Raw genomic sequence first — 20,384 nt, 5'->3', positions numbered from 1 at the left:
TATGAGAAAAGTATTTATTGAAGCGATGCTAGTGATTATAGGTTTGGCTATTTCCATTCCTTACATCATTAATCCAGGACCTATATTAATGTTTTTGTTTGTTTTTGTGGCACAACCATGTATAGCTGTTGCAGTAATGCTAGTTTTATGGGAAGTATATAAAGACTTGACAAAATCAAATCTTCTTTAATAGTACTCTATTTTAGAGGTAAATATTATTGGCCTTACTTGTAAAAAGAGTAAGGCCTTTTTTCATCTAATTTGAAGATAATTATGGAAACGATTATTAATGTTTGACCTTTTTATTGGATGATGAATGAATTTTTCAATTCATAAGCCATATTTCTTAATTCTTAATTATCTTAGCAACATATGCTAACAGATAAGTTTAACCGACAAATAAAGTATGTACGATTAGCAGTGACTGATCGTTGTAATTTGAGATGTACCTATTGTATGCCCGAGCATATGAAATTTGTACAGAAGAATAAGCTATTGACCTTTGAAGAATTGTTGAGGTTGGTGACTATTCTTGCTCAAAACGGGGTAGAAAAAGTGAGGATTACTGGAGGAGAACCATTTGTTAGAAGTGGATTAATGCACTTTTTAGAAGAACTAGTAAAAATTGAAGGAATTAAAAAAGTTGGTATTACTTCCAATGGGGTTCTGCTAGAAGAGCATCTTGAAAAGTTACATACATTAGGAATAAAGGATATCAATCTAAGTTTAGATGCCGTATCACGAAAGCGTTTTGAAGAAATTACCCGAAGAGATGATTTTTCTAAAGTAATTAATTCATTACAGAAAATGATTGATTTGGACTTCAATGTTAAAGTGAATATGGTAGTAATGGATCAAAAGAATACTGATCAGATTATTCCTATGGCATTATTAGCAAAGAATGCACCGTTAGAAATTAGATATATTGAGGAAATGCCTTTTAATGGCACAGGTAGGGAAGTAGCCAAAACTTGGAACTATAAAGACATTGAAAAGGTATTATCAGATGAGTTTTCTGATTTTGCTAAAGTGAATGATCTTGAAATGTCTACTGCTCAAATTTATCAAACAAAATATTTGAAAGGAAAAGTAGGGATAATTCCTGCCTTTAGTAGAACGTTTTGTGGTACTTGTGATCGTCTTAGAATAACATCATTAGGTCAAATTAGAAATTGCCTTTACTCTAAAGAGGGATTGGAATTAAAAGACCTATTACGAACAAATAAGAGTGATAAAGAAATCCTAAATCAAATTCAAAAGCATTTAGCCACCAAGAAAAAGAGTGGATGGGATGAAGAAAAAGAAAATACTACTTTAGATTCTATGTCCTTAATTGGTGGGTAATAGAAATTGAAAGATATAAAAAAAGCGAATCCAAGGATTCGCTTTTTTTATGGATTAGTTATTTTCACAATCACATTCATATGGTGTGATTGTTAGTAGTTTCATTCCTTTGCTAGCTAAACGAGCTGAAGCAGCAGGGCTCGCAGGAGGTTCTTGTTCTTCAAAAGGATTGTCTCCTAATTTAAAACGTTGACATGTACCTGCAGTAATTGTAAGAGCATAACCCTCAACACCCGTAAACCAAGCACCTTGAGCATCACCGTCGTTAGCTTCTACAGCATAAACATTGTATTTACCTTCAGGTAATTCTGCAGTAAAAACATCAATGGCAGATGGTAATCCACAATTAGGGTTGGTAGCATACTGTCTAAGTTGATGTGTTGTTACTTCATCATCATTTTTATCAGTGATTGTAATAGTGATTGCTTGTTGGGTAAAACCTACTGTATTGTCTGCGAAAAATGATGCGTTACCTATTGTAGCAGGGTCTTCTCCGTCAGTACTACAAGAGTGTAAGATAAAAGCTAAGCCAATTAATGTGCTTATGATTGATAATTTTGAAATGAACTTTCTCATGTTTATTTAATTATTGATTAATTTTGTAATCAAATTCAAAAAAGTAACCAAGAAGCCGATAATACGTGTAATAATGTAATCAACTAGTAATCAATAGTTTTTGATGAATTTAAAGAGGATTATTATTGTAATATCTAACTGTGTTACAATTGAATGACAATTAAATAATAAAAAAGGACAAATAAAACATGACTAACAACGCCAAGTATTTTGACGATCTAGTAAATGAACGTAGATCTGTAAGAGTATATGATCAAGAAGCAGAATTTGATCATGCATCTGTGCAGAGAAGTTTAGAGAGAGCTACTTTGTCCCCAAACAGTTCCAACATGCAAATGTGGGAATTCTATAGAGTCACATCAGAAGATCTAAAAAAAGAGGTTGCTATTAACTGTATGAAGCAGAAGGCAGCTACAACAGCTAGAGAATTAGTTTTATTCACTGTACGCCCATCACTATGGTCGGAAAGAGCAGAGTTTAACTTAGAAGAGATGAAAAAAGGTTTTGAAAAAAAATCTTTAAGCGAGAAAGATCAAAATAGAGCTCTTAGTTATTATCAGAAATTAGTTCCTATTTTATATAAAAATGATAGACTAGGAATAAGAAGTTTTGGTAAGAAAATATTTTCTTGGGCTGTTGGTTTAAAACGACCAATGGTAAGGCAAGTATCAAAGAAGGATATCACAGTAACTCTTCATAAAAGTGTTGCTTTAGCAGCAATGACTTTTATGTATTCTATGAAATCGGAAGGTTATGACACCTGTCCGATGGAGGGATTTGATAGTAAAAGAATTAAAAAAATCTTAAATCTTCCTAAAGATGCTGAAATTAGCATGATCATCGGCTGTGGACCTGCCGGAGAAGGTGGGATTTACAACGAAAGAGTAAGAGTGCCGAATGATAAAGTAATTTTTGAAGTATAAAAAAAGGAGCAATTGCTCCTTTTTTTATACTTCAACAGGTTCTTCATTAAAAGCAAGGTAGTTCACTTTTAACTCTTGTTGTTGATGTGCTGGATGAAAAAGTGTCTTTAAATCGAAGCTTCTGTCGTCGTTATGCATCAAAATTCTGAATAAAGCTTGATTTTTTGGATCGCCGGTTTTTACCCATAAATATTTATAATCACTAAGGTTAATTGGCTCATCATCAACAGTGTTGATGTAAGGTACCTCAGAGATGTTTACTTCTTTTTTATGAAAATCCCATGTAATTAAATGAGGATTTTTTAATGCTGCATCTCTCACTTTTACAAAGTGCAAATTATGAACACTAATAACATCTTTTCTGTGCTTGATTTGATCCCAAATCGCAGCAATTTCTGTACTGTTTATCGTTTGCATTCTTAGTTGAAATTTATAATACTTTTTAATACAACGTCTTTATATACCTCATTTAGTATACCAAATTGATGATTTTTTATGTTAAAGTTTAACTTTATTTATTCAAATACCTAAATATTTGAATTTACTTACTAAAACAGTGGGGTATAAAGTTTCAACAATAATATGAATTTAGTAAGTTTGTCGTTGAAAAAAATAGGAGCGTTTACTCTGTCACTCGATAATATCCGATGTCTAATAACGTGAAATTAAAACAAGGGTTCGATATTAAGCTTGTTGGTAAAGCATCAGAAAGCATTGCCAAGAATGTCGAAGCACCCAAAAGGTACGCCTTAAAACCAGAAGATTTTCTGGGCATGAATCGCCCAAAGTCTGTGGTAAAAGTAGGCGCAAAAGTTAAGGCAGGTGACCCGATCTTAATCGACGGGAAACAAGAAGAAATAAAATACACTTCACCTGTAAGTGGCGAAATCGTTGAAATTCAACGAGGAGAACGCCGTAAATTATTGGCTATCGTTGTTGAAGCGGATAGCACAATAGAATACAAAGAATTTCCAGTAAAACCAGTAGATCAAGTATCAGTTGAAGATGCAAAAGCTACGATGTTAGAAAGTGGTGTTTGGCCTCTTTTAATTCGTCGTCCTTATGCAATAGTTGCTGATCCTTCAGATCAACCAAGAGCAATCTTTGTATCATCATTTGATAGTCATCCTTTGGCTCCAAATAATGATTTCACTCTTCAAGGACAAGAAGCATACATCCAAGCGGGTGTAGATGTTCTTAAGAAATTTGCTCCAAAAGTATACGTTGGTTTAAATGGAGCTACACCATCAAAGTTATTTGATAATGTAGTAGGTGTTGAAAAGAACAAATTCAATGGACCTCACCCTGCAGGTAACGTTGGTGTTCAAATTCATCACACTTCTCCAATTGCAAATGCCAATGATGTGGTTTGGACAATATCACCTCAAGGTTTAGTACAAATCGGAAAACTTTTTAAAGAAGGTAAATACGATGCTAAACAAGTGATTGCTGTTGCAGGTCCTAAAGTAGATACTCCTGAATACGTTGAAACGTACGTTGGTGCATCTGTGGACACTATTGTAGCATCTAAAATCAAAGGAGATAATGTTCGTGTAGTTTCTGGAAACGTTTTAACTGGTACAGCTATCAGTAAAGACGGATTCTTAGGCTTTTATTCGAACATGGTAACTGCTTTAGAAGAAGGTAAGAAATCTAGATTCTTCCTTACTGATGGGTGGTTAGCACCAATCACAAGCCGTTTATCTTTCCATAAAGCATTTGGCTTGTTGGGTTCTACATCAAAAGAATATGCATTAGATACAAACACAAACGGTCAAGACAGACCATTTGCTGTAACTGGTGCTTTCGAAAAAGTAGTTCCTATGGATATATATCCAATGTATTTATTAAAGTCCATCTTAGCATATGACTATGAGAACATGGAAGCTTTAGGTATCTATGAAGTAGCAGAAGAGGATTTAGCTCTTTGCGAATTTATTGATGTATCTAAGCATGATATCCAGAAAATTGTTCGTCAAGGTCTAGATACAATGCGTTTGGACTAATTTGGTGCAAAATTATTAAGTAGAAAATAGCTTAAGTTCAATGAAATTTTTACACGATCTCTTAGAAAAACAAAAGCCTCTTTTTGAAAAAGGCGGTAAGCTAGAAAAGCTTTACTATGTTTTTGAAGCAGGAGAGACCTTTATGTTTACTCCTCCGGAAGTAACTAAAGCAAAAGGTGTACAGGTACGTGACGCTGTCGATTTGAAGCGTGTCATGATGACTGTAGTAATTGCCTTATTACCTGCTATAATTTTTGGTATTTGGAACGTAGGTTTCCAACACCATATTGCTACTGGAGATGCTGAAGTAGCTTCTTTCGGTGCGCAATTATTATATGGTTTGAAATTGGCTTTGCCATTAATCATAGTTTCTTACGCAGCTGGTGGTGCTGTTGAAGCAGCTTTTGCTGTATTTAGAAATCACCCAATTACAGAGGGTTTCTTGGTAACAGGTATCCTTATTCCACTTGTAGTTCCTGCTTCATTACCACTTTGGCAAATTGCTTTTGCTTCTGCTTTTGCAGTACTTGTAGCAAAAGAAGTTTTTGGTGGTGTTGGTATGAACATCTTAAACGTTGCTTTAACAGCACGTGCATTTTTATACTTTGCTTATCCTGCGCAAATTTCAGGTGATAAAGTATGGATTGAAATCGGTGAATCTGCTGCTGGTCAAGCAATGGCTACTGTAGATGGTTACACTGGTGCTACATTCTTAGGTTTAGCAGTTGAAGCACAAAAAGCAGGTCAACCTGTTGTTGATTTTGTTGCAAACGCTGCTCATTGGGTACAATCTCCTGCTGAATTAGCTATGACTTCATTCATTGGTTTGATTCCAGGTTCAATTGGTGAAACTTCTGCTTTAATGTGTTTGATCGGTGCTTTAGTATTGATCTGGACGAAAGTGGCAGATTATAGAATTATTCTTTCTGGTATTCTAGGTGCTTTAGCTATGGGCGTTTTATTAAACGTTTTTGCTGGAGATATGGAAGCTGTTAAGAATGGAGTAGAAGGTGCTCATTACTATGCATACCTTGATATGCCTGCTTACTATCACTTAATTGTTGGTGGTTTTGCATTCGGTATCGTATTCATGGCAACTGACCCTGTATCGGCTTCACAAACCAGTACTGGTAAGTGGATTTATGGTGCGTTAATTGGTGTTATGACGGTGATTATCCGTGTGTTAAACCCTGCGTATCCAGAAGGTATCATGTTGGCTATTCTTCTTATGAATGTAATGGCTCCATTGATCGATCACTATGTAGTAAATGCGAACAAAAAACGAAGATTAAAACGTGCAACAGTCTAACGGTTATGTCATTGGTTTTGCAGTTGTTATGACGATCGTCCTTGGCGGTTTATTAGCAACTATCGCAGGATCATTAAATGCGACACAAAAACAGCAGATCGCTCTTGACACCAAAAAGCAAATTATGCTTTCTGTGATGCCAGAAATGAGTGAGTCTCCAAAGAGCGAAATTGCCGCTATTTACGATAAAAGAATTAAAGTAATTAACGTAGATGGTCAAACAATTGCTCCAGAGAAATTGGAGAAACTTAGCATTGCTAAAGAATGGAAAAAATTAAAAGAAATTCAAAAAGCATTAAAAGCTAAGGAAGAACCTAAAGTAGGTGAGGTAACTCTACCAATCTATGAGTTCTTGTCAGAAGACGGATCAAAAGTTGAAGCATATATCCTACCAATGTACGGATATGGACTTTGGAATGACATCTGGGGTTACTTTGCCTTGAATGCAGATAAGAAAACTGTAAAAGGTGTAGTATTCTCTCATAAAGGTGAAACTCCTGGTCTTGGTGCTAGAATTAGTGATGGACCTGTTCAAGATCGCTATATTGGGAAATCAATATTTGATGGTGGTAGCTTGACGCCAATTCACATGGTTAAAGGTGAAGGACATGCAGGTCTTTCTAACCATGAGGTTGACGGTTTGTCAGGTGCAACTTTAACAGCAAATGGTTTGAACGACATGGTCAAAATGTACCTTGAAGAATACGAGCCATTTTTAAAGAAAGGTGCTTCTGCGGTTTCAATGGCCCAGTAGTTTTTGATTTGTAAATTTTAAAAGCAAAAAAAGAAATGAGCACAGAAACTGTAGCAGCAAAAAAATCAGAGGCTTTATTCTCGAAGAGAAGAAAGAAAATCATTACTGATCCTCTTGATGATGATAACCCAGTAACAGTACAGGTATTGGGTATTTGTTCGGCATTGGCGGTAACTTCTAAGTTAGAGCCAACTTTAGTAATGTCGGTGGCGGTAACTTTCGTAGTTATCTTCTCTAACTTGATCGTATCTTTATTACGTAATACTATTCCACAACGTATCCGTATTATTGTACAGTTGGGTATTGTAGCATCTTTGGTAATTATTGTAGACCAAGTTTTAAGAGCTTATCTATATGATGTATCAAAAGTAGTAGGGGTATATGTTGGTCTAATTATTACCAACTGTATTGTAATGGGACGTTTGGAAGCTTTCGCTATGGCAAACAAACCTTACGATTCAATCCTTGATGGTCTTGGTTCATCTTTCGGTTATGCATGGGTAATCCTTGTGGTTGCTTTCTTCCGTGAGTTATTAGGATCAGGTACTTTATTTGATATTCGTGTTCTTCCTGAAGCATATGTAAACAATGGTTTAATGTCATCACCTGTAGGTGCCTTCATTATCATTGGTATGATTATATGGGTTCAACGTTGGAGAAACGGATACGTAGAAGAAGCTTAAGAACAATTTCATTAAAAAACATTCGACACAAAAATGGATTTATTAAATCTTGCAATCAAGTCGATCTTTATCGACAACATGGTGTTCGCGTATTTCTTGGGAATGTGTTCTTATTTGGCCGTTTCTAAGAAAGTTGATACTGCATTCGGTTTAGGTGCAGCTGTAACATTCGTATTGACAATCACAGTTCCTTTGAACTGGTTGGTATATAATTATATTTTGAAAGAAGGTGCATTGGCTTGGGTAAGTGATGCTTACGCAGGTATTAGCCTTGATTTCTTAACGTATATCTTATTTATTGCTGTAGTAGCTTCTACTGTACAGTTAGTAGAGATGATTATCGAGAAATTTTCTCCTTCATTATATGGTTCATTAGGTATTTTCTTACCACTTATTGCGGTAAACTGTTCAATCTTAGGTGCTGCATTCTTTATGGTACCAAGAGATTACAATATCATTCAAGCAACTGTTTACGGTTTCTCTTCTGGTATTGGTTGGTTAATTGCAATCGTTGCATTAGCAGCAATTCGTGAGAGAATGAAATATTCTAACGTACCTGCTCCATTAAAAGGTTTAGGAATTACCTTCATCATCACTGGTTTGATGGGCTTGGCATTCATGTCATTCATGGGTATTTCTCTTTAGTCTTTTAAGGATGAAATTCAAAAGGCTTTCACTTCAGTGGAAGCCTTTTTTTATATATTCATTTTGATAAATTCACCTATTTATACCCATTGTTATAAGACTTATCATAGTTAACTTGGTATAATAATCAACTTTATGATTAATTTTAAGAATGAAAATTTTACTCTTTGGCATCACTAAAGATATTATCGGTGATGCTCAATTGGTTTGGGAACTTAAAGAAGATCAAAAAACATCTAATGACCTTTTAGATGCTTTAAAAGAACGTTACCCAGAATTACAAAAACTGAGATCAATTGCTTTAGCCGTTAATGGTGAGCATGCAGATGGATCAGAATTAATTAAACAAACAGACGAAATTGCATTGATTCCTCCTATGTCAGGAGGTTGATAAATATATTATGATAGCATTAAAATCTACTCAAGAAATTGATGTCAATGAAATTACAGCTTCTGTACAGTCAGATGCCTGTGGTGCTATAGATATCTTTGTGGGGACGGTAAGAAATAACTTTAAAGGAAAAAACGTTTCCAAGTTGTTTTTCGAAGCTTATGAGCCAATGGCCATTTCAGAATTGACAAAAATTGCTGATCAAGTAAAAAATCAATATCAAGCTTCAAAGGTAAGTATTGTTCACGCATTAGGAGATTGTAAAGTAGGGGAGATTGCAGTTGTAATTGCTGTTGCTACGCCCCATAGGAAGGCTAGTTTTGATGGTTGTCAATATGCCATTGATACATTAAAAGATACAGTTCCTATCTGGAAAAAAGAGTTTTTTGAAGACGGTTCACATTGGGTTTTTTCTCACCCATAAAAAATGAGCAGATGATGCGTGACTTTATAGATATTTCTTATTTAAAAGAGGGGAGTTCGATACAACAATTTTCATATAGATTATTGAAAGAAGTTGATCTATTCTCTATCCTTATGAAATATCACCCTATCTTAACAGGAACAATACCTATTGGAATTGATGTTGAAGGTAGTGATTTAGATATTATTTGTGAGGTAAGTGATTTCTCAGAATTTCATCAGATAATTGAAAAGAATTATGCTCATCATGATGACTACAGTTATTCAGGGATTCAGATTAGAAATCAAAAAGAATATGTTACCTATTCCTTTTTTGTAAAAGGTATGCAAATTGAAATATTTGCAGAGAATAAACCAACTAATGAACAAAATGCTTACCGACATATGCTCATTGAACATTATTTTCTTGGTCTAAAAGGAGAAGATTTCAAAAAAGAAATTATCGCATTAAAGGCAGATGGTTTAAAAACTGAACCTGCTTTTGCAAAATTGTTGGAATTAGAAGGAGACCCTTATCTTGAGTTATTGAAATTTTGGGATAACATTCAACAATAAAAAAAGGCATCTATTGAAATAAATCAATAGATGCCTTGAATTTTTTATAGACCTAATTAATTTTTAGGCATTTCAATTTCTTGGAAAGATTCCTTCTCTGCATCACATAATGGACAAGTAAAAGAACTAGGTAGGAATTCAAATTGCGTATTTGCAGGTATTCCTTCCTCAGGCATTCCTAAACTTTCATCATAAATACTTAAACAATTATTGCATTGATACACTTTTACTGTTTGTTGTGAAGTGTTCGCTTTTGGCTCATCAACACCGTAATTACTATTGTCTAGTTGTTCATAGTATAGATGACTTAATTCTATTAGAATAGGAGGAATAGCTTCCTTAGGTACCCTTTTGACATAAGTAATGTACTTTGGTTCATTACAGTTGAAGTCTTTTGCATAAAGAACATTGAACAAGTTACCACTACTTGATGGAATAGATTCAATAACAACCGAAGTGAAAAGAATTACCGGTTTAGTCTTAATAGTAAATGTTAAACCGTAAGTACTTATGTCTTGTTTGTCTAGAGCTCTTACTAAAAAGTCTTTCAGATCTAAGGCTTCTTGATCCAATACAGGTAAATGCCAATTTAACTCTAATGAGGAATGTCTTACATTGATACCATATTTTCCCAAAAGCTTTTCCCAACTTATAATATGTTTCGCATCAATCCCTTTAACAATAAATGATTTCCATGGTGTTAAAGTGATTTTACCAATATTTGTACGAAGACATAATTCACAAAGTTGTTTCAAGAACGGAAGATCGAAACAATTGTTTCTCCAATATAAACCCAACCAATATTTACCACTAATCATTCTGTTTAATCCTTCATAATAAGGAAAAGGTCCTGTAGGTAAGTTTAGTCTATTTGTTTTAGCTAGTGTATTGATGTCTAGAGTGGCTACAATAGTTTTCCACACCTTAGCTGACTCAATTGTTTTTCCAGGTATATAAAGTCCTTCAAAAGCTTTTGCAACTTTCGCTATATCATAATTGTAGATAAGATTAGGGCATTCCCAAAGTACTTCAGCTTGCTCCTCTTCTCGAATATATAAATACCAATACCCTTCTTTTTCTGAAGCTACAAAATTCAATTGACCTGTGAATAAAGGTACCATCGTTTGTGCTGGATCAGTAATATTGATTTTTAACTTTGGTTGAAAATCAAAAGTATCTAGTATGTAATGATAAGTATGTGCTGCTAACCAAGAAGTACTTGGTATTACATCTAAAGCAACATAAGACGTTACAATATTTTGATAAGACTCTCCGTCACAATCATAACCCGTTTTAATAGATTCAAAAGTCTCTCTTAATTTCGGTCTACTGATTCTTGGTGGAGCGAATAATATATCTTGCCTAGAACCAAAATGTAAATATTCTACATCTAATTCATCAGCTACTTGAATGATTTTGAGAAGATCGCCAGGAGATGAAATACCACCTTTGACGAAAACCCTTACCAAATCTTCTTTTTCTATTGTTTCTGTTGATAGTTGGTCAATCATAATTGAAAGTTTGCGTTTTTACAAAGTAAGTACTTTTTCTTCATGGTTCTTTAAAATTTGTTGTAATTCTGTTTTACAACTACCACAACCAAGGCCTGCACCTGTAGATTCACATAACGAATTTAGGTTTGTACAGCCATTATTAATTGCTTTATCGATGTTACCAGAACCAACATTACCACAAGAGCAAATTACTTCACCCATTAAAGGTTCAGCATCACTTTTTCCTCTAAGTAATTCTGATCTTCTGCTGCCCAGCTCTGTCTTTAACTCAATAAGCTTTTTATAATCAGCAAATTCAGCTTTGTCGCCCAATAAAACAGTACCAACAAGTTTGTCGTCTTTGATAATACACTTTTTATAAAAGGCTTGTGCTTTATCTAGTAAGATGACCTCTTCGTAAGAACGATCTTTTCTAGGATAATCTATAATACCTAATGAACAAAGTGATAAATCCGAGAATTTAAGAATGTTCATAGGAAGGGTGCCATTATATCTACTTAGAAGATCGCCAGAAATGAAACGAGCACATGAGTCCGCCTGTTCTTCAGCACCTGCTGTTGTTCCATTCATCTGACCATCAAATTCTGCAATCTCACCCATTGCAAAAATATCGGAATCAGACGTTTGTAAGTATTCATTTACCAACAAACCTCTAGATGTTTTTAATCCAGATTCTTTACCAAGTTCAACATTTGGTCTTGTACCAATAGCATAAACAATGGCTTGACTTTCGATAGTTCTACCACCTTTTAGTTTTGCTTTATAGGATTTATCACCTACTTTTTCAATGGTTTGAACTTGATCGTTAAGTAGTACTTCTATTCCTTTATCTTCAACATGATTCAATAGAAGTTCTGATGCTGTAGGATCAAGCTGTCTATCCATTAAACGGCCTGCTAACTGTACTATAGTGACATCAATATTGATTTCTCTTAATGATGCTGCAAGTTCTAGTCCTAATAGACCACCACCTACAATAACTACAGATCCTTGTCCACCAAGATATTGTTTTAAGTTATCAGCATTCTTTTTATTCCTCATTGTGAATACCCCTTCTAAATGAATAGGGACGTCAGCCGGAACAAATGGTCTACTACCTGTGGCAATAACTAATTTGTCATATTGATACACCTCACCAAATTGATCGGTAATGGCTTTTGTTTTTCTATCAACACTTTGAATTGATTTTCCGATATGAATCTTGATATCTAAATCATCAAATTCTTTTAAGCTATCATACTTTTGAAGATCTTTCCAAAGTAATGTTTCGTTGACATACTCAGGTAAAAGTACTCTATTATAAAAAGGAGTTGCTTCGTTAGAGAACACTTCGATAGTATCCTCTTTATTCAGCTCTCTATAAGTATATAAGAAACGATATGAAGCTGCACCAGCTCCAATAATTAAGATTCTTTCTTTCTCTTTTTTATACTTGACAACTTGAGCAGCAGAGAATTTAAAGTCGGGCTCCTTAGAAATAGGATCAATGTGATTGGCCGTTAAGTTATTGACTCTTGCAAAACTTTGATCACCAATCTTACCCCAGTGCATAGGCATAAATATTACTCCTTTTTTGATGTCAGTAGTAATAGTTACATTCACTCTACATTCTCCTCTTGTTGTTTGAATAACAGCTGTATCGCCATCATTTAAGTTTCTTGATTTTGCATCATGAGGGTGCATTTCAAGGAAAGGAAGACTAATATGTTGATTTAGTTTATTTACTTTCCCTGTACGGGTCATCGTATGCCATTGGTCTCTAATTCTACCAGTAGTTAATACTAATGGTAAATCTTCATTAATAACATCTGATTCATTTTGTGGACCTGATGTTAAAATTTGAGCCCTTTTATTTGGTGTATAGAATTGATGATCAGTAAATAATCTTTCTTGACTTTTGCCATTTACATAAGGCCATTGGATTGATCTTTCTCTTTTTAGAGTATCGTAAGTAACCTCAGAGATGTCAATATTTGTTCCTTTTGTAAGAGCAGCGTGTTCTTTAAAAATATCCTCTGTTGATTGATAATCAAATCCGTGGTAGCCCATTTTTTGAGCAAAACGGCAGAATATTTCAGTATCAGGTAGTGCTTCGCCAGGAGATGGTATAACACGTTCTAAATGACTGATACGTCTTTCAGAATTCGTCATTGTTCCCTCTTTTTCTAACCAACCTGCAGCTGGTAAGATTAGATCAGCATGTTCAATAGAATCTGCTTTTCCTGAGATATCTTGTACGATAACAAATTTTGCTTTCTTAAGCGCTTCTTCTACTAATTTAGAATCTGGTAGACTGACCATTGGGTTTGTACAAACAATCCAAACAGCTTTCATTTCACCAGAGTGCAAAGCTTCAAACATTTCTGTAGCCGTTTTACCTGGCTTTTCTTGAATGCTATCCACGCCCCAGAAATTGGCAACTTTTTCTCTATGTTCAGGATTTTTTAAATCATGATGAGCGGCTAACAACGAAGCCATACCACCCACTTCACGACCACCCATTGCATTAGGCTGACCTGTTAATGAGAATGGTCCTGCACCAGGTTTGCCTATTTGACCAGTAATTAAATTTAGGTTTAATAAAGCTAAGTTTTTATTGGTTCCTTGAGCAGATTGGTTTAGACCCATCGCCCACATATTAATAAAACCTTTTGAATTACCGATATATCTTGCCGCTAATCTGATATCATCAATACTTACACCTGTGATTGCTGCCGCCTCTTTAAAGGTTCTCGACATCACTTCTTTACGGTAAGCATCAAATCCATCTGTATGATTTTTGATGAAATCCCAATCTAAATCGCCTTCTTCTATAATAGCTCTACCAATTGCTTGATAAAGAACAATATCAGTCCCTGGCTTTAATTGAAGATGTAAATCAGCCAAAGCACAAGATTGTGTCTTTCTAGGATCTACAACAATTAATTTAGTATTAGGATTTGCTTCTTTATGAGCTTCAATTCTTCTAAATAAAATAGGATGACACCAAGCTGGGTTCGCTCCTGCAATCATGAAAGTATCTGCTAATTCGATATCTTCATAAGAAATAGGTACGGTATCTTCTCCTAGGGTTTTAACATAACCAACAACAGCAGAACTCATACAAAGTCTAGAGTTGGTATCTATGTTGTTGGTTTGAAAAAATCCTTTTGTTAGTTTATTGGCTAAATAATATTCTTCTGTTAAGCACTGACCAGAAACATACATTCCTACAGAGTCAGGACCATATTTTTTGATAATTGATTTGAAAACAGCCGCTGCTCTTGTGAAAGCGGTATCCCAATCTACTCTTTGTAATTCATGTTGTTTACTCCATCTCATCTGAGGATATAATAAACGGTCAGAAGTGTCTTGAACTACGTAATGTAAGTTCATGCCTTTAGAGCAAAGCTTTCCCTTGTTTACTGGGTAATTTGCATCACCCTCAACGAATAGTTTACCTTTGGCATCTTTATGAACGTCAATACCGCAGCCTACACCACAATAGGAACAAGTAGATTTATAGGTTGTGATTGTTTTCATCTTCTTTTTTTGCTTAGTGAAAAAGAAGGAGGAAGCATTTTACATGCCTCCCCCAAAAAAGCATGTGTTTGTTTTATTACTACAATGTTTTACCGAGTGGGATGCTTGCGATAAACATAAGTAAGTAATGTATAATTCAAAAGTAAGTAAAAATACGTAATAATACGTAATAATTGGGGTGAAAAATTGAATATTTTACGTAAAAACTTTCAAGTACTGATATTTAGGGTATAAAAAAAGCCTATCAAACTAAGTAGATAGGCAGTATATTTTTAATTTCTAATGAATTTGATTTATAATTCTAATTCACTTTTTAAAGAAGGGTATTCATTCAGTTTTGCAATAAGTTCAACGGCACTTTTCACTTCCATTTTTTTCATGATATTGAAACGGTGCGTTTCTACTGTTCGAACACTTTTATTAAGAGTGGAAGCGATCTCCTTACTACTTTTTCCTACAGCAACATATTTGAGGATCTCTTTTTCTCTTTTAGTTAAATCAATACTAGCTGCTTCTTTTTTGGGAGTAGTAGAAGTAGTAGAAGAATTGTTTTTGATATTCAAATAGCTTTCCACTAAAACCTTTGATATATCACCACTGAAGTATTTTTTATCTTCATGAACGGTTTTAATAGCCTTTAAAAATTCATCACTATTTGAATCTTTAAGTAAATAGCCACTAGCTCCTTTTTCTGCAGCGTCTAAAATATATTCAGCATCATCGTGCATAGATAATATAAGTACCTTTGTATTGGGACTGTATTCTTTTATTTTGGAAGTAGCCTCAATACCATTCATAACAGGCATTCTAATATCAATTACCAAAACATCTGGTTGTAATTGTCGGCATAAATCTAAAGCTTCTTGACCATTAGCACCTTCACCAATCACATTGATCTCATGACTATTCTCAAGTAAGAGTTTAATACCATTACGTACAACTACATGATCGTCTGTTAATACTACTGAAATTTGCGTCATTAATTATAAATATAAATTTGATGTGAGTTCTATTTTCTTTGAGTAATCATTTCAGCTTGTGGCTGAAACTGTGTCACAATCACTATTTTAATAGATTTAATTGAGCACAGTGCATGGGTTACACTATTTTTAGTAACCTTTAATCATATTACTTAAATGGATAATATCTGCAATATATAAAAATTACTTAGTTTTCCTCAATAGGTACTTCTACTGATACCTTTGTTCCTTGCCCTTTTGCTGATGTTAGGCTAATTTCCCCTCCAACAAACCCTGCTCTTTCTTTCATGTTTAGAAGGCCATTACCACCGCCTTTAATTTCTAAATTTTCCATGTCAAAGCCTTTGCCATTATCAATAATCTCAATATGAAGTGCTTCAAAATCATGCTTTAAATTGATATTTACTTCTATTGCTTCGGCATATTTTATCGCATTATTTACAGCCTCTTGAACAATTCTATAAATATTAGTCTCAATATGTTTATCAAATCTTTGATTAAAATCTGAGGTGTTTTCATATTTTATTTCAACATCAGAAAGTCTACTTGTTTCTTGTGCAAAACGAGTAAGTACAGCATGGATACCATAATCGCCTAAGGTATTTGGTGATAAATTAAAGGATACTCTTCTAACCTCTCTAATAATATTTTTTAGTAAGTTTTTAGATTCTTTTAATTTATTACTTGATGTTTTGATTTGACTTAAATTAATAGATTCCAAGCTGAATTTTAAGGCTGTTAATAACTGCCCAATACCATCGTGTATGTCTTTTGAAATACGACCTCTTTCTTCTTCTTGACCTTTTAGAATAAGTAATGATCTAGATTTTTGAGTTTCAATATGCTTATCAATTTCTTCTTGATTAATTTCTTTTGATCTCTCTTCGGATTCCTTTTGATCAGTAATATCTCGACCTACAATTAAGATTTCACCAAACTGACCTATGATCTTCGTAAGTACTACATCTAACCAAATAAAGTCACCGTCATCGTTTGTTACTCTAATTGTACCAACCCATGTATCTCCATTTGCAACTGTATCTAATATTTCTTGGATCATCTCTCTTTTATAGCCATCAGGAGCAAGCCAATTAAATAGGTTGTTAGGGAATTCCTCTTTTTCTACTTGAACGATGTCTAATATTTTTTCAGAGATTGATGTAAAATTACCTTCTATATCCACTTTTGCTAAAGTACTATGGAGCTGCTCGTCTATTTCTTTTGCCTCTGATAAATGTTGATAAGCTTGACCTAATGATCGGTACAATTGATCAACTTCTACTATTTTTTCTTGATTGATACTTTTCGTCTTTTCAAGTTCAGCTATCGTTTTATTAATTCTAGTAGCGGTAGGTCTAAAAACATAAAATAGTTCAAAGAATAAAATAACTAAAGTGATGACAAATAATAGAATCGAGGTGTTTTGAACTAAATTTAATTTATCATTCGCATATTCAGAATAGATATCTACTAATTGATCCATATTAATTAAATAATAGGCTTCGTTGGCTAAGATATCTTGTACAAGATCTTTTGATGATGATGTTGAGAAGTTCTTTACATCCTTCAATATTTTATTTAAAAAAACATCAGATTTGCTATATAAAAAATCAGCATCATTTTTAATGATGTTGTTCGAAATGTCTTTGTTGTTTTTCCCTAAATCAATATGTGCATTTTGCCAATCTACAATAGCTAGATTTAATTCTTTCTGGTAATAATCGACATTTTGGTTGGCATGAATTAATAAAATACATTTTGTTATTTTTTGACTCAGCATCCTTTGTTTACCTGCTTTATTTATAATATCAGCATCAACACTTTGTTTTTGAGTAAAAGAATAATTTATGATTTGAGAAAAAGTTAGAAGTAATATAATGATAGTGATTGCTATAGAATATAGCGTCCAAAGTTTCTTCAAGCTTAGTTTCTCAATACGATGAGTTAGAGTTCGAGTTTGTTTGTTTGTTTTTTGCATATACAAAAATAAGACAAGGGAGTATTATTTAAAAAAAAATCAATTTTTATAAATAAAAAGAGCGGTATTTACATATATTTGCAGGACAACATTAGCATGTTATTATTGTGAATAATGTTACTACATCCAAGCTCTCAATAAAAAAACAAAATTTGATATTTTAAAAATAGAATTTGTTATTCATTCGCTATTTGTTGTCGTTTTATTAACTACAAATCAAACAAAAAATCATTCTAATTCCATGAAGAAATTATTGTCATCTATCGCTTTATTTTTATGTTCATCTATAGTACTATTTGCTCAAACAAATTACAATATTGATGAATCTCATAATTCAACAAATCAAGCACAACCTACACAAGAGGCAACAACAAATACTCCTACTACTCCTACAACATCTGTAAGCAAGGGGTTAGGAATATATATATTCCCATCTAACAATCAAGATCAAGCAACAATGGATGCTGATGAAATGGCATGTTATAAATGGGCAATTGAACAAACAGGTTACGATCCATTAAATCCAACGGTTGTTCAAGCAAAAAAAGCAGATACTTCTGCAGATGGTTCTGCAGTTAAAGGTGCTGCAGGTGGAGCAGCAGCAGGTGCAGCTATCGGAGCGATTGCTGGTGATGCTGGAAAAGGTGCTGCAATTGGTGCTGTTGCTGGAGGACTTAGAGGTCGTCGAGCAAAAGCCTATGGTGATGCAGTAGAGCAGAAACAAAACAATGAAGCTGCTGCAGCTCAAAATAAAGAAATGAAAGATAATTTTGTAAAAGCTTTTTCAGCTTGTATGGAAGGAAAAGGTTATACAGTGAAATAACCAAACTCTATAAAATTAGTAAGGGTCTACAATTTATTTTATAGACCCTTTTTTATGGTTAAGAATTTATAATTCTTTTATATTGATTTTTCCTTTTTGATATAAAATCAATTTTGCCACCTTTTCAATAATAAAGATAAGCGCAGAGCAAATAATGATTGCGACTGCTAAAACGGCTCCTAATTGGTTAGTTGATAGTAAATTGAAGTGATTGAATACGAAAAATACGCCAAGAAATAGCCCACAGAAAAAATAGATCAACATCCATTTTAAGGAGTGAATATTCTGTTTGTCCAAAGCGGCTTTTTTATGTATTTTTTGCATGACAATTTGTTCAAAATCATCACTTAATGTAGGTGCCTGTTTTTTATTTAAAACCTTTTTTAGGTTTTCATCATTATTCATCATAAGATGGATTTTTTATCGATTTTAAATACTGAAAGGAGTTTATTGTAAAAGTTTTTTCGTCCTCTTGATAAAAGCATTTTTACTTTGGAGGATTTCCAATCAGTTACATCTTCAATTTCTTTAATACTGTATTCTTTCAAATGATATAAGTCAAGTGCCAATGACTCGTTAGGAGTAAGGGTTTCAAAAACATCAGAAATGATATTACGTTGATCTTCAAGATTCATCTCTTCTAAAGCTTTATTGACTTCCGATTCTTTATCTAAATCAAAATCTTTATACTCTTCGGGGAGTACTTTTCTTACTTTTTGTAGAGATTCATTGATGACAATTCGTATGAACCATGTTTTAAAGCTAGATTTTTCTTTAAACTGATCTAGTTTTTCAAAAGCTTTAATAAAAGATTCTTGTAAAACTTCTTCTGCCAAATATTGATTTTTGACAATAGAAAAAGCTACTGAAAACCCTTCTTCCTTATAATTATTGACTAAATGTTGAAATGATTGAGTATCGCCTTCCAGCACCTTTTTAATATAGATGCTTTCCATTCTTTAATCTTGCTTCTTCTCGTTTTTTCTTCCTATAAGCAAACCAATTGATCCTGAGATAAGGCAAATAGCAAATCCTAGAGGCACACCAATTTGTTTAGAAAGATCGTTGGACATTGATATTAAGATACTTAACGCAATTCCAATACCCACAAACATAATAAAGAACGCTAAAGTGATCCATGGGAAGTTTTTCTTTCCAGAGGGCTTACTATAAATTTCTGTTACATCTACACCTCTCTCTATTAGTTTTATTCGTTCTTGATTTCTGAACTTTAAGTAATAGAAATAAGAAAAGGTGATAGCAACAAAAAATGCTAAGTAATTTATTGTTTCGAATAATACGCCAAATCCGTATTGCATAATAATCTATGATTAAATGATTAAACACTAATTTAACATCAATAAGAAGCTTCTGTGTGATGTTGTATAGATTAGATGCAAGTAAGTGAAGGTTGGTCACATAAATTTCAAATTATTTCAAAAAAAATAGAAAATAACCACCTCATTAAAATTTAGACATAAAAAAACCTCCACATTTATTGTAAAATTGAAAATGCGTGGAGGTTATTGTGTGATAAGAGAAAACACCCCAATTAAGGGTGTTTTCAATCAATTTACTTTTCACCTATTTTATCTCATAATATCCTACGAATACCGTATCGTTTTCTATCTTCACAGGGTATGTTTTGATAGTATCCTCGCATCCGTTAAGATTCTCTCCAGTTTCTAGAGAAAAAGTCTTCTTATGATATGGACAAGCTACTTTAGGTGTTTCCCCTTCAGTTCCAAGCATTCCTCTCGAAAGGATCATCTGCTTTTTGTGAGGACAAAGATTTTGTGTAGCAAACCACTTATTTAAAGTTGAGAAATTAAAGATGGCAATTTGTTCTCCTTCATATAATATGTTAGAACCACCGTCTTTTGGGAAGTCATTTACAGTACCTGCATTGACCCAAACTTCTACTTCTTCAATTGTTTTATTTTCAAAAATCATAGTAT

22 protein-coding genes are annotated in these 20,384 nt (G+C 33.6%); 12 read left to right on the top strand and 10 right to left on the bottom strand.

Annotated elements, in window-relative coordinates; all coding sequences use genetic code 11:
• The first annotated feature begins 1 nt into the window (after position 1).
• Together NH26_RS06670 and moaA are read left to right on the top strand one after the other, a co-directional pair.
• On the top strand, positions 2 to 190 hold the full coding sequence (locus tag NH26_RS06670; RefSeq protein WP_044218729.1) for a hypothetical protein: 189 nt from the start codon (positions 2 to 4) through the stop codon (positions 188 to 190).
• 182 nt (positions 191 to 372) lie between these two features.
• Entirely contained in the window at positions 373 to 1,344 is a 972-nt protein-coding gene (moaA, locus tag NH26_RS06665; RefSeq protein ID WP_044218731.1) for a GTP 3',8-cyclase MoaA, read from the top strand.
• Positions 1,345 to 1,398: 54 nt separating this feature from the next.
• Here moaA and NH26_RS06660 read toward each other — a convergent pair whose 3' ends face one another.
• Positions 1,399 to 1,920, bottom strand: a complete 522-nt coding sequence (locus NH26_RS06660; RefSeq protein WP_044218733.1) for a hypothetical protein — start codon at positions 1,918 to 1,920, stop codon at positions 1,399 to 1,401.
• 188 nt (positions 1,921 to 2,108) lie between these two features.
• On the opposite strand from NH26_RS06660, the gene NH26_RS06655 reads away from it, so the two are divergent.
• On the top strand, positions 2,109 to 2,843 hold the full coding sequence (locus NH26_RS06655; protein WP_044218735.1) for a nitroreductase family protein: 735 nt from the start codon (positions 2,109 to 2,111) through the stop codon (positions 2,841 to 2,843).
• Between the two features lie 24 nt (positions 2,844 to 2,867).
• On the opposite strand, the gene NH26_RS06650 is transcribed toward NH26_RS06655, so the two are convergent.
• Positions 2,868 to 3,260, bottom strand: a complete 393-nt coding sequence (locus NH26_RS06650; protein ID WP_044218737.1) for a hypothetical protein — start codon at positions 3,258 to 3,260, stop codon at positions 2,868 to 2,870.
• Positions 3,261 to 3,502: 242 nt separating this feature from the next.
• Between NH26_RS06650 and NH26_RS06645 the strand changes: the two genes are divergently transcribed.
• The 8 genes from NH26_RS06645 (at position 3,503) to NH26_RS06610 (ending at position 9,609) form a co-directional block, all read left to right on the top strand.
• Entirely contained in the window at positions 3,503 to 4,849 is a 1,347-nt protein-coding gene (locus tag NH26_RS06645; RefSeq protein WP_317040967.1) for a Na(+)-translocating NADH-quinone reductase subunit A, read from the top strand.
• Between the two features lie 40 nt (positions 4,850 to 4,889).
• Entirely contained in the window at positions 4,890 to 6,158 is a 1,269-nt protein-coding gene (locus NH26_RS06640; protein WP_044218741.1) for an NADH:ubiquinone reductase (Na(+)-transporting) subunit B, read from the top strand.
• Complete coding sequence (gene nqrC / locus NH26_RS06635; RefSeq protein ID WP_044218743.1) at positions 6,145 to 6,912, top strand: NADH:ubiquinone reductase (Na(+)-transporting) subunit C; 768 nt, start codon at positions 6,145 to 6,147, stop codon at positions 6,910 to 6,912. The genes NH26_RS06640 and nqrC overlap by 14 nt, the downstream gene beginning before the upstream one ends.
• Positions 6,913 to 6,947: 35 nt before the next feature.
• Entirely contained in the window at positions 6,948 to 7,595 is a 648-nt protein-coding gene (locus NH26_RS06630) for an NADH:ubiquinone reductase (Na(+)-transporting) subunit D (RefSeq protein ID WP_044218745.1), read from the top strand.
• A 33-nt stretch (positions 7,596 to 7,628) separates the two neighbouring features.
• The gene (gene nqrE, locus NH26_RS06625) at positions 7,629 to 8,240 is read left to right on the top strand and encodes an NADH:ubiquinone reductase (Na(+)-transporting) subunit E (protein ID WP_044218748.1); all 612 of its coding nucleotides are present in this window, start codon (positions 7,629 to 7,631) and stop codon (positions 8,238 to 8,240) included.
• A gap of 151 nt (positions 8,241 to 8,391) precedes the next feature.
• A complete protein-coding gene (locus tag NH26_RS06620) occupies positions 8,392 to 8,631 on the top strand; it encodes a MoaD/ThiS family protein (protein ID WP_044218749.1) in 240 nt (79 codons plus the stop codon).
• A 10-nt stretch (positions 8,632 to 8,641) separates the two neighbouring features.
• A complete protein-coding gene (locus NH26_RS06615; protein WP_044218751.1) occupies positions 8,642 to 9,055 on the top strand; it encodes a molybdenum cofactor biosynthesis protein MoaE in 414 nt (137 codons plus the stop codon).
• Between the two features lie 14 nt (positions 9,056 to 9,069).
• A complete protein-coding gene (locus tag NH26_RS06610; RefSeq protein ID WP_044218754.1) occupies positions 9,070 to 9,609 on the top strand; it encodes a DUF4269 domain-containing protein in 540 nt (179 codons plus the stop codon).
• A gap of 56 nt (positions 9,610 to 9,665) precedes the next feature.
• On the opposite strand, the gene NH26_RS06605 is transcribed toward NH26_RS06610, so the two are convergent.
• The 4 genes from NH26_RS06605 to NH26_RS06590 form a co-directional block, all read right to left on the bottom strand.
• Complete coding sequence (locus NH26_RS06605) at positions 9,666 to 11,120, bottom strand: rubredoxin (protein WP_044218757.1); 1,455 nt, start codon at positions 11,118 to 11,120, stop codon at positions 9,666 to 9,668.
• A gap of 18 nt (positions 11,121 to 11,138) precedes the next feature.
• Positions 11,139 to 14,645, bottom strand: a complete 3,507-nt coding sequence (locus tag NH26_RS06600) for a nitrate reductase (protein ID WP_044218760.1) — start codon at positions 14,643 to 14,645, stop codon at positions 11,139 to 11,141.
• A gap of 293 nt (positions 14,646 to 14,938) precedes the next feature.
• Complete coding sequence (locus NH26_RS06595) at positions 14,939 to 15,625, bottom strand: response regulator transcription factor (RefSeq protein WP_044218762.1); 687 nt, start codon at positions 15,623 to 15,625, stop codon at positions 14,939 to 14,941.
• Between the two features lie 187 nt (positions 15,626 to 15,812).
• Positions 15,813 to 17,603, bottom strand: coding sequence for a sensor histidine kinase (locus NH26_RS06590; protein ID WP_044218764.1), 1,791 nt, complete (start codon positions 17,601 to 17,603; stop codon positions 15,813 to 15,815).
• A 241-nt stretch (positions 17,604 to 17,844) separates the two neighbouring features.
• Between NH26_RS06590 and NH26_RS25650 the strand changes: the two genes are divergently transcribed.
• Positions 17,845 to 18,426 carry a YMGG-like glycine zipper-containing protein gene (locus tag NH26_RS25650; RefSeq protein ID WP_084812076.1) on the top strand — a complete coding sequence of 194 codons (582 nt, stop codon included), beginning with the start codon at positions 17,845 to 17,847 and terminating at the stop codon, positions 18,424 to 18,426.
• Between the two features lie 66 nt (positions 18,427 to 18,492).
• On the opposite strand, the gene NH26_RS06580 is transcribed toward NH26_RS25650, so the two are convergent.
• The 4 genes from NH26_RS06580 to nirD all read right to left on the bottom strand — a co-directional run bounded on the left by NH26_RS06580 (position 18,493) and on the right by nirD (position 20,379).
• The gene (locus NH26_RS06580; RefSeq protein WP_206780199.1) at positions 18,493 to 18,831 is read right to left on the bottom strand and encodes a DMT family transporter; all 339 of its coding nucleotides are present in this window, start codon (positions 18,829 to 18,831) and stop codon (positions 18,493 to 18,495) included.
• Positions 18,831 to 19,382, bottom strand: coding sequence for an RNA polymerase sigma factor (locus NH26_RS06575; protein WP_044218769.1), 552 nt, complete (start codon positions 19,380 to 19,382; stop codon positions 18,831 to 18,833). Before NH26_RS06575 ends, NH26_RS06580 begins: the two co-directional genes overlap by 1 nt.
• 3 nt (positions 19,383 to 19,385) lie before the next feature.
• A complete protein-coding gene (locus NH26_RS06570; RefSeq protein WP_044218771.1) occupies positions 19,386 to 19,745 on the bottom strand; it encodes a DUF6249 domain-containing protein in 360 nt (119 codons plus the stop codon).
• A 265-nt stretch (positions 19,746 to 20,010) separates the two neighbouring features.
• Positions 20,011 to 20,379 carry a nitrite reductase small subunit NirD gene (gene nirD, locus NH26_RS06565; RefSeq protein ID WP_174549706.1) on the bottom strand — a complete coding sequence of 123 codons (369 nt, stop codon included), beginning with the start codon at positions 20,377 to 20,379 and terminating at the stop codon, positions 20,011 to 20,013.
• Positions 20,380 to 20,384 lie beyond the last annotated feature (5 nt).

This window comes from Flammeovirga pacifica (assembly GCF_000807855.2).
In the GTDB taxonomy this organism is placed as follows: domain Bacteria; phylum Bacteroidota; class Bacteroidia; order Cytophagales; family Flammeovirgaceae; genus Flammeovirga; species Flammeovirga pacifica.
This window is presented reverse-complemented; position numbering and strand designations above follow the sequence as displayed.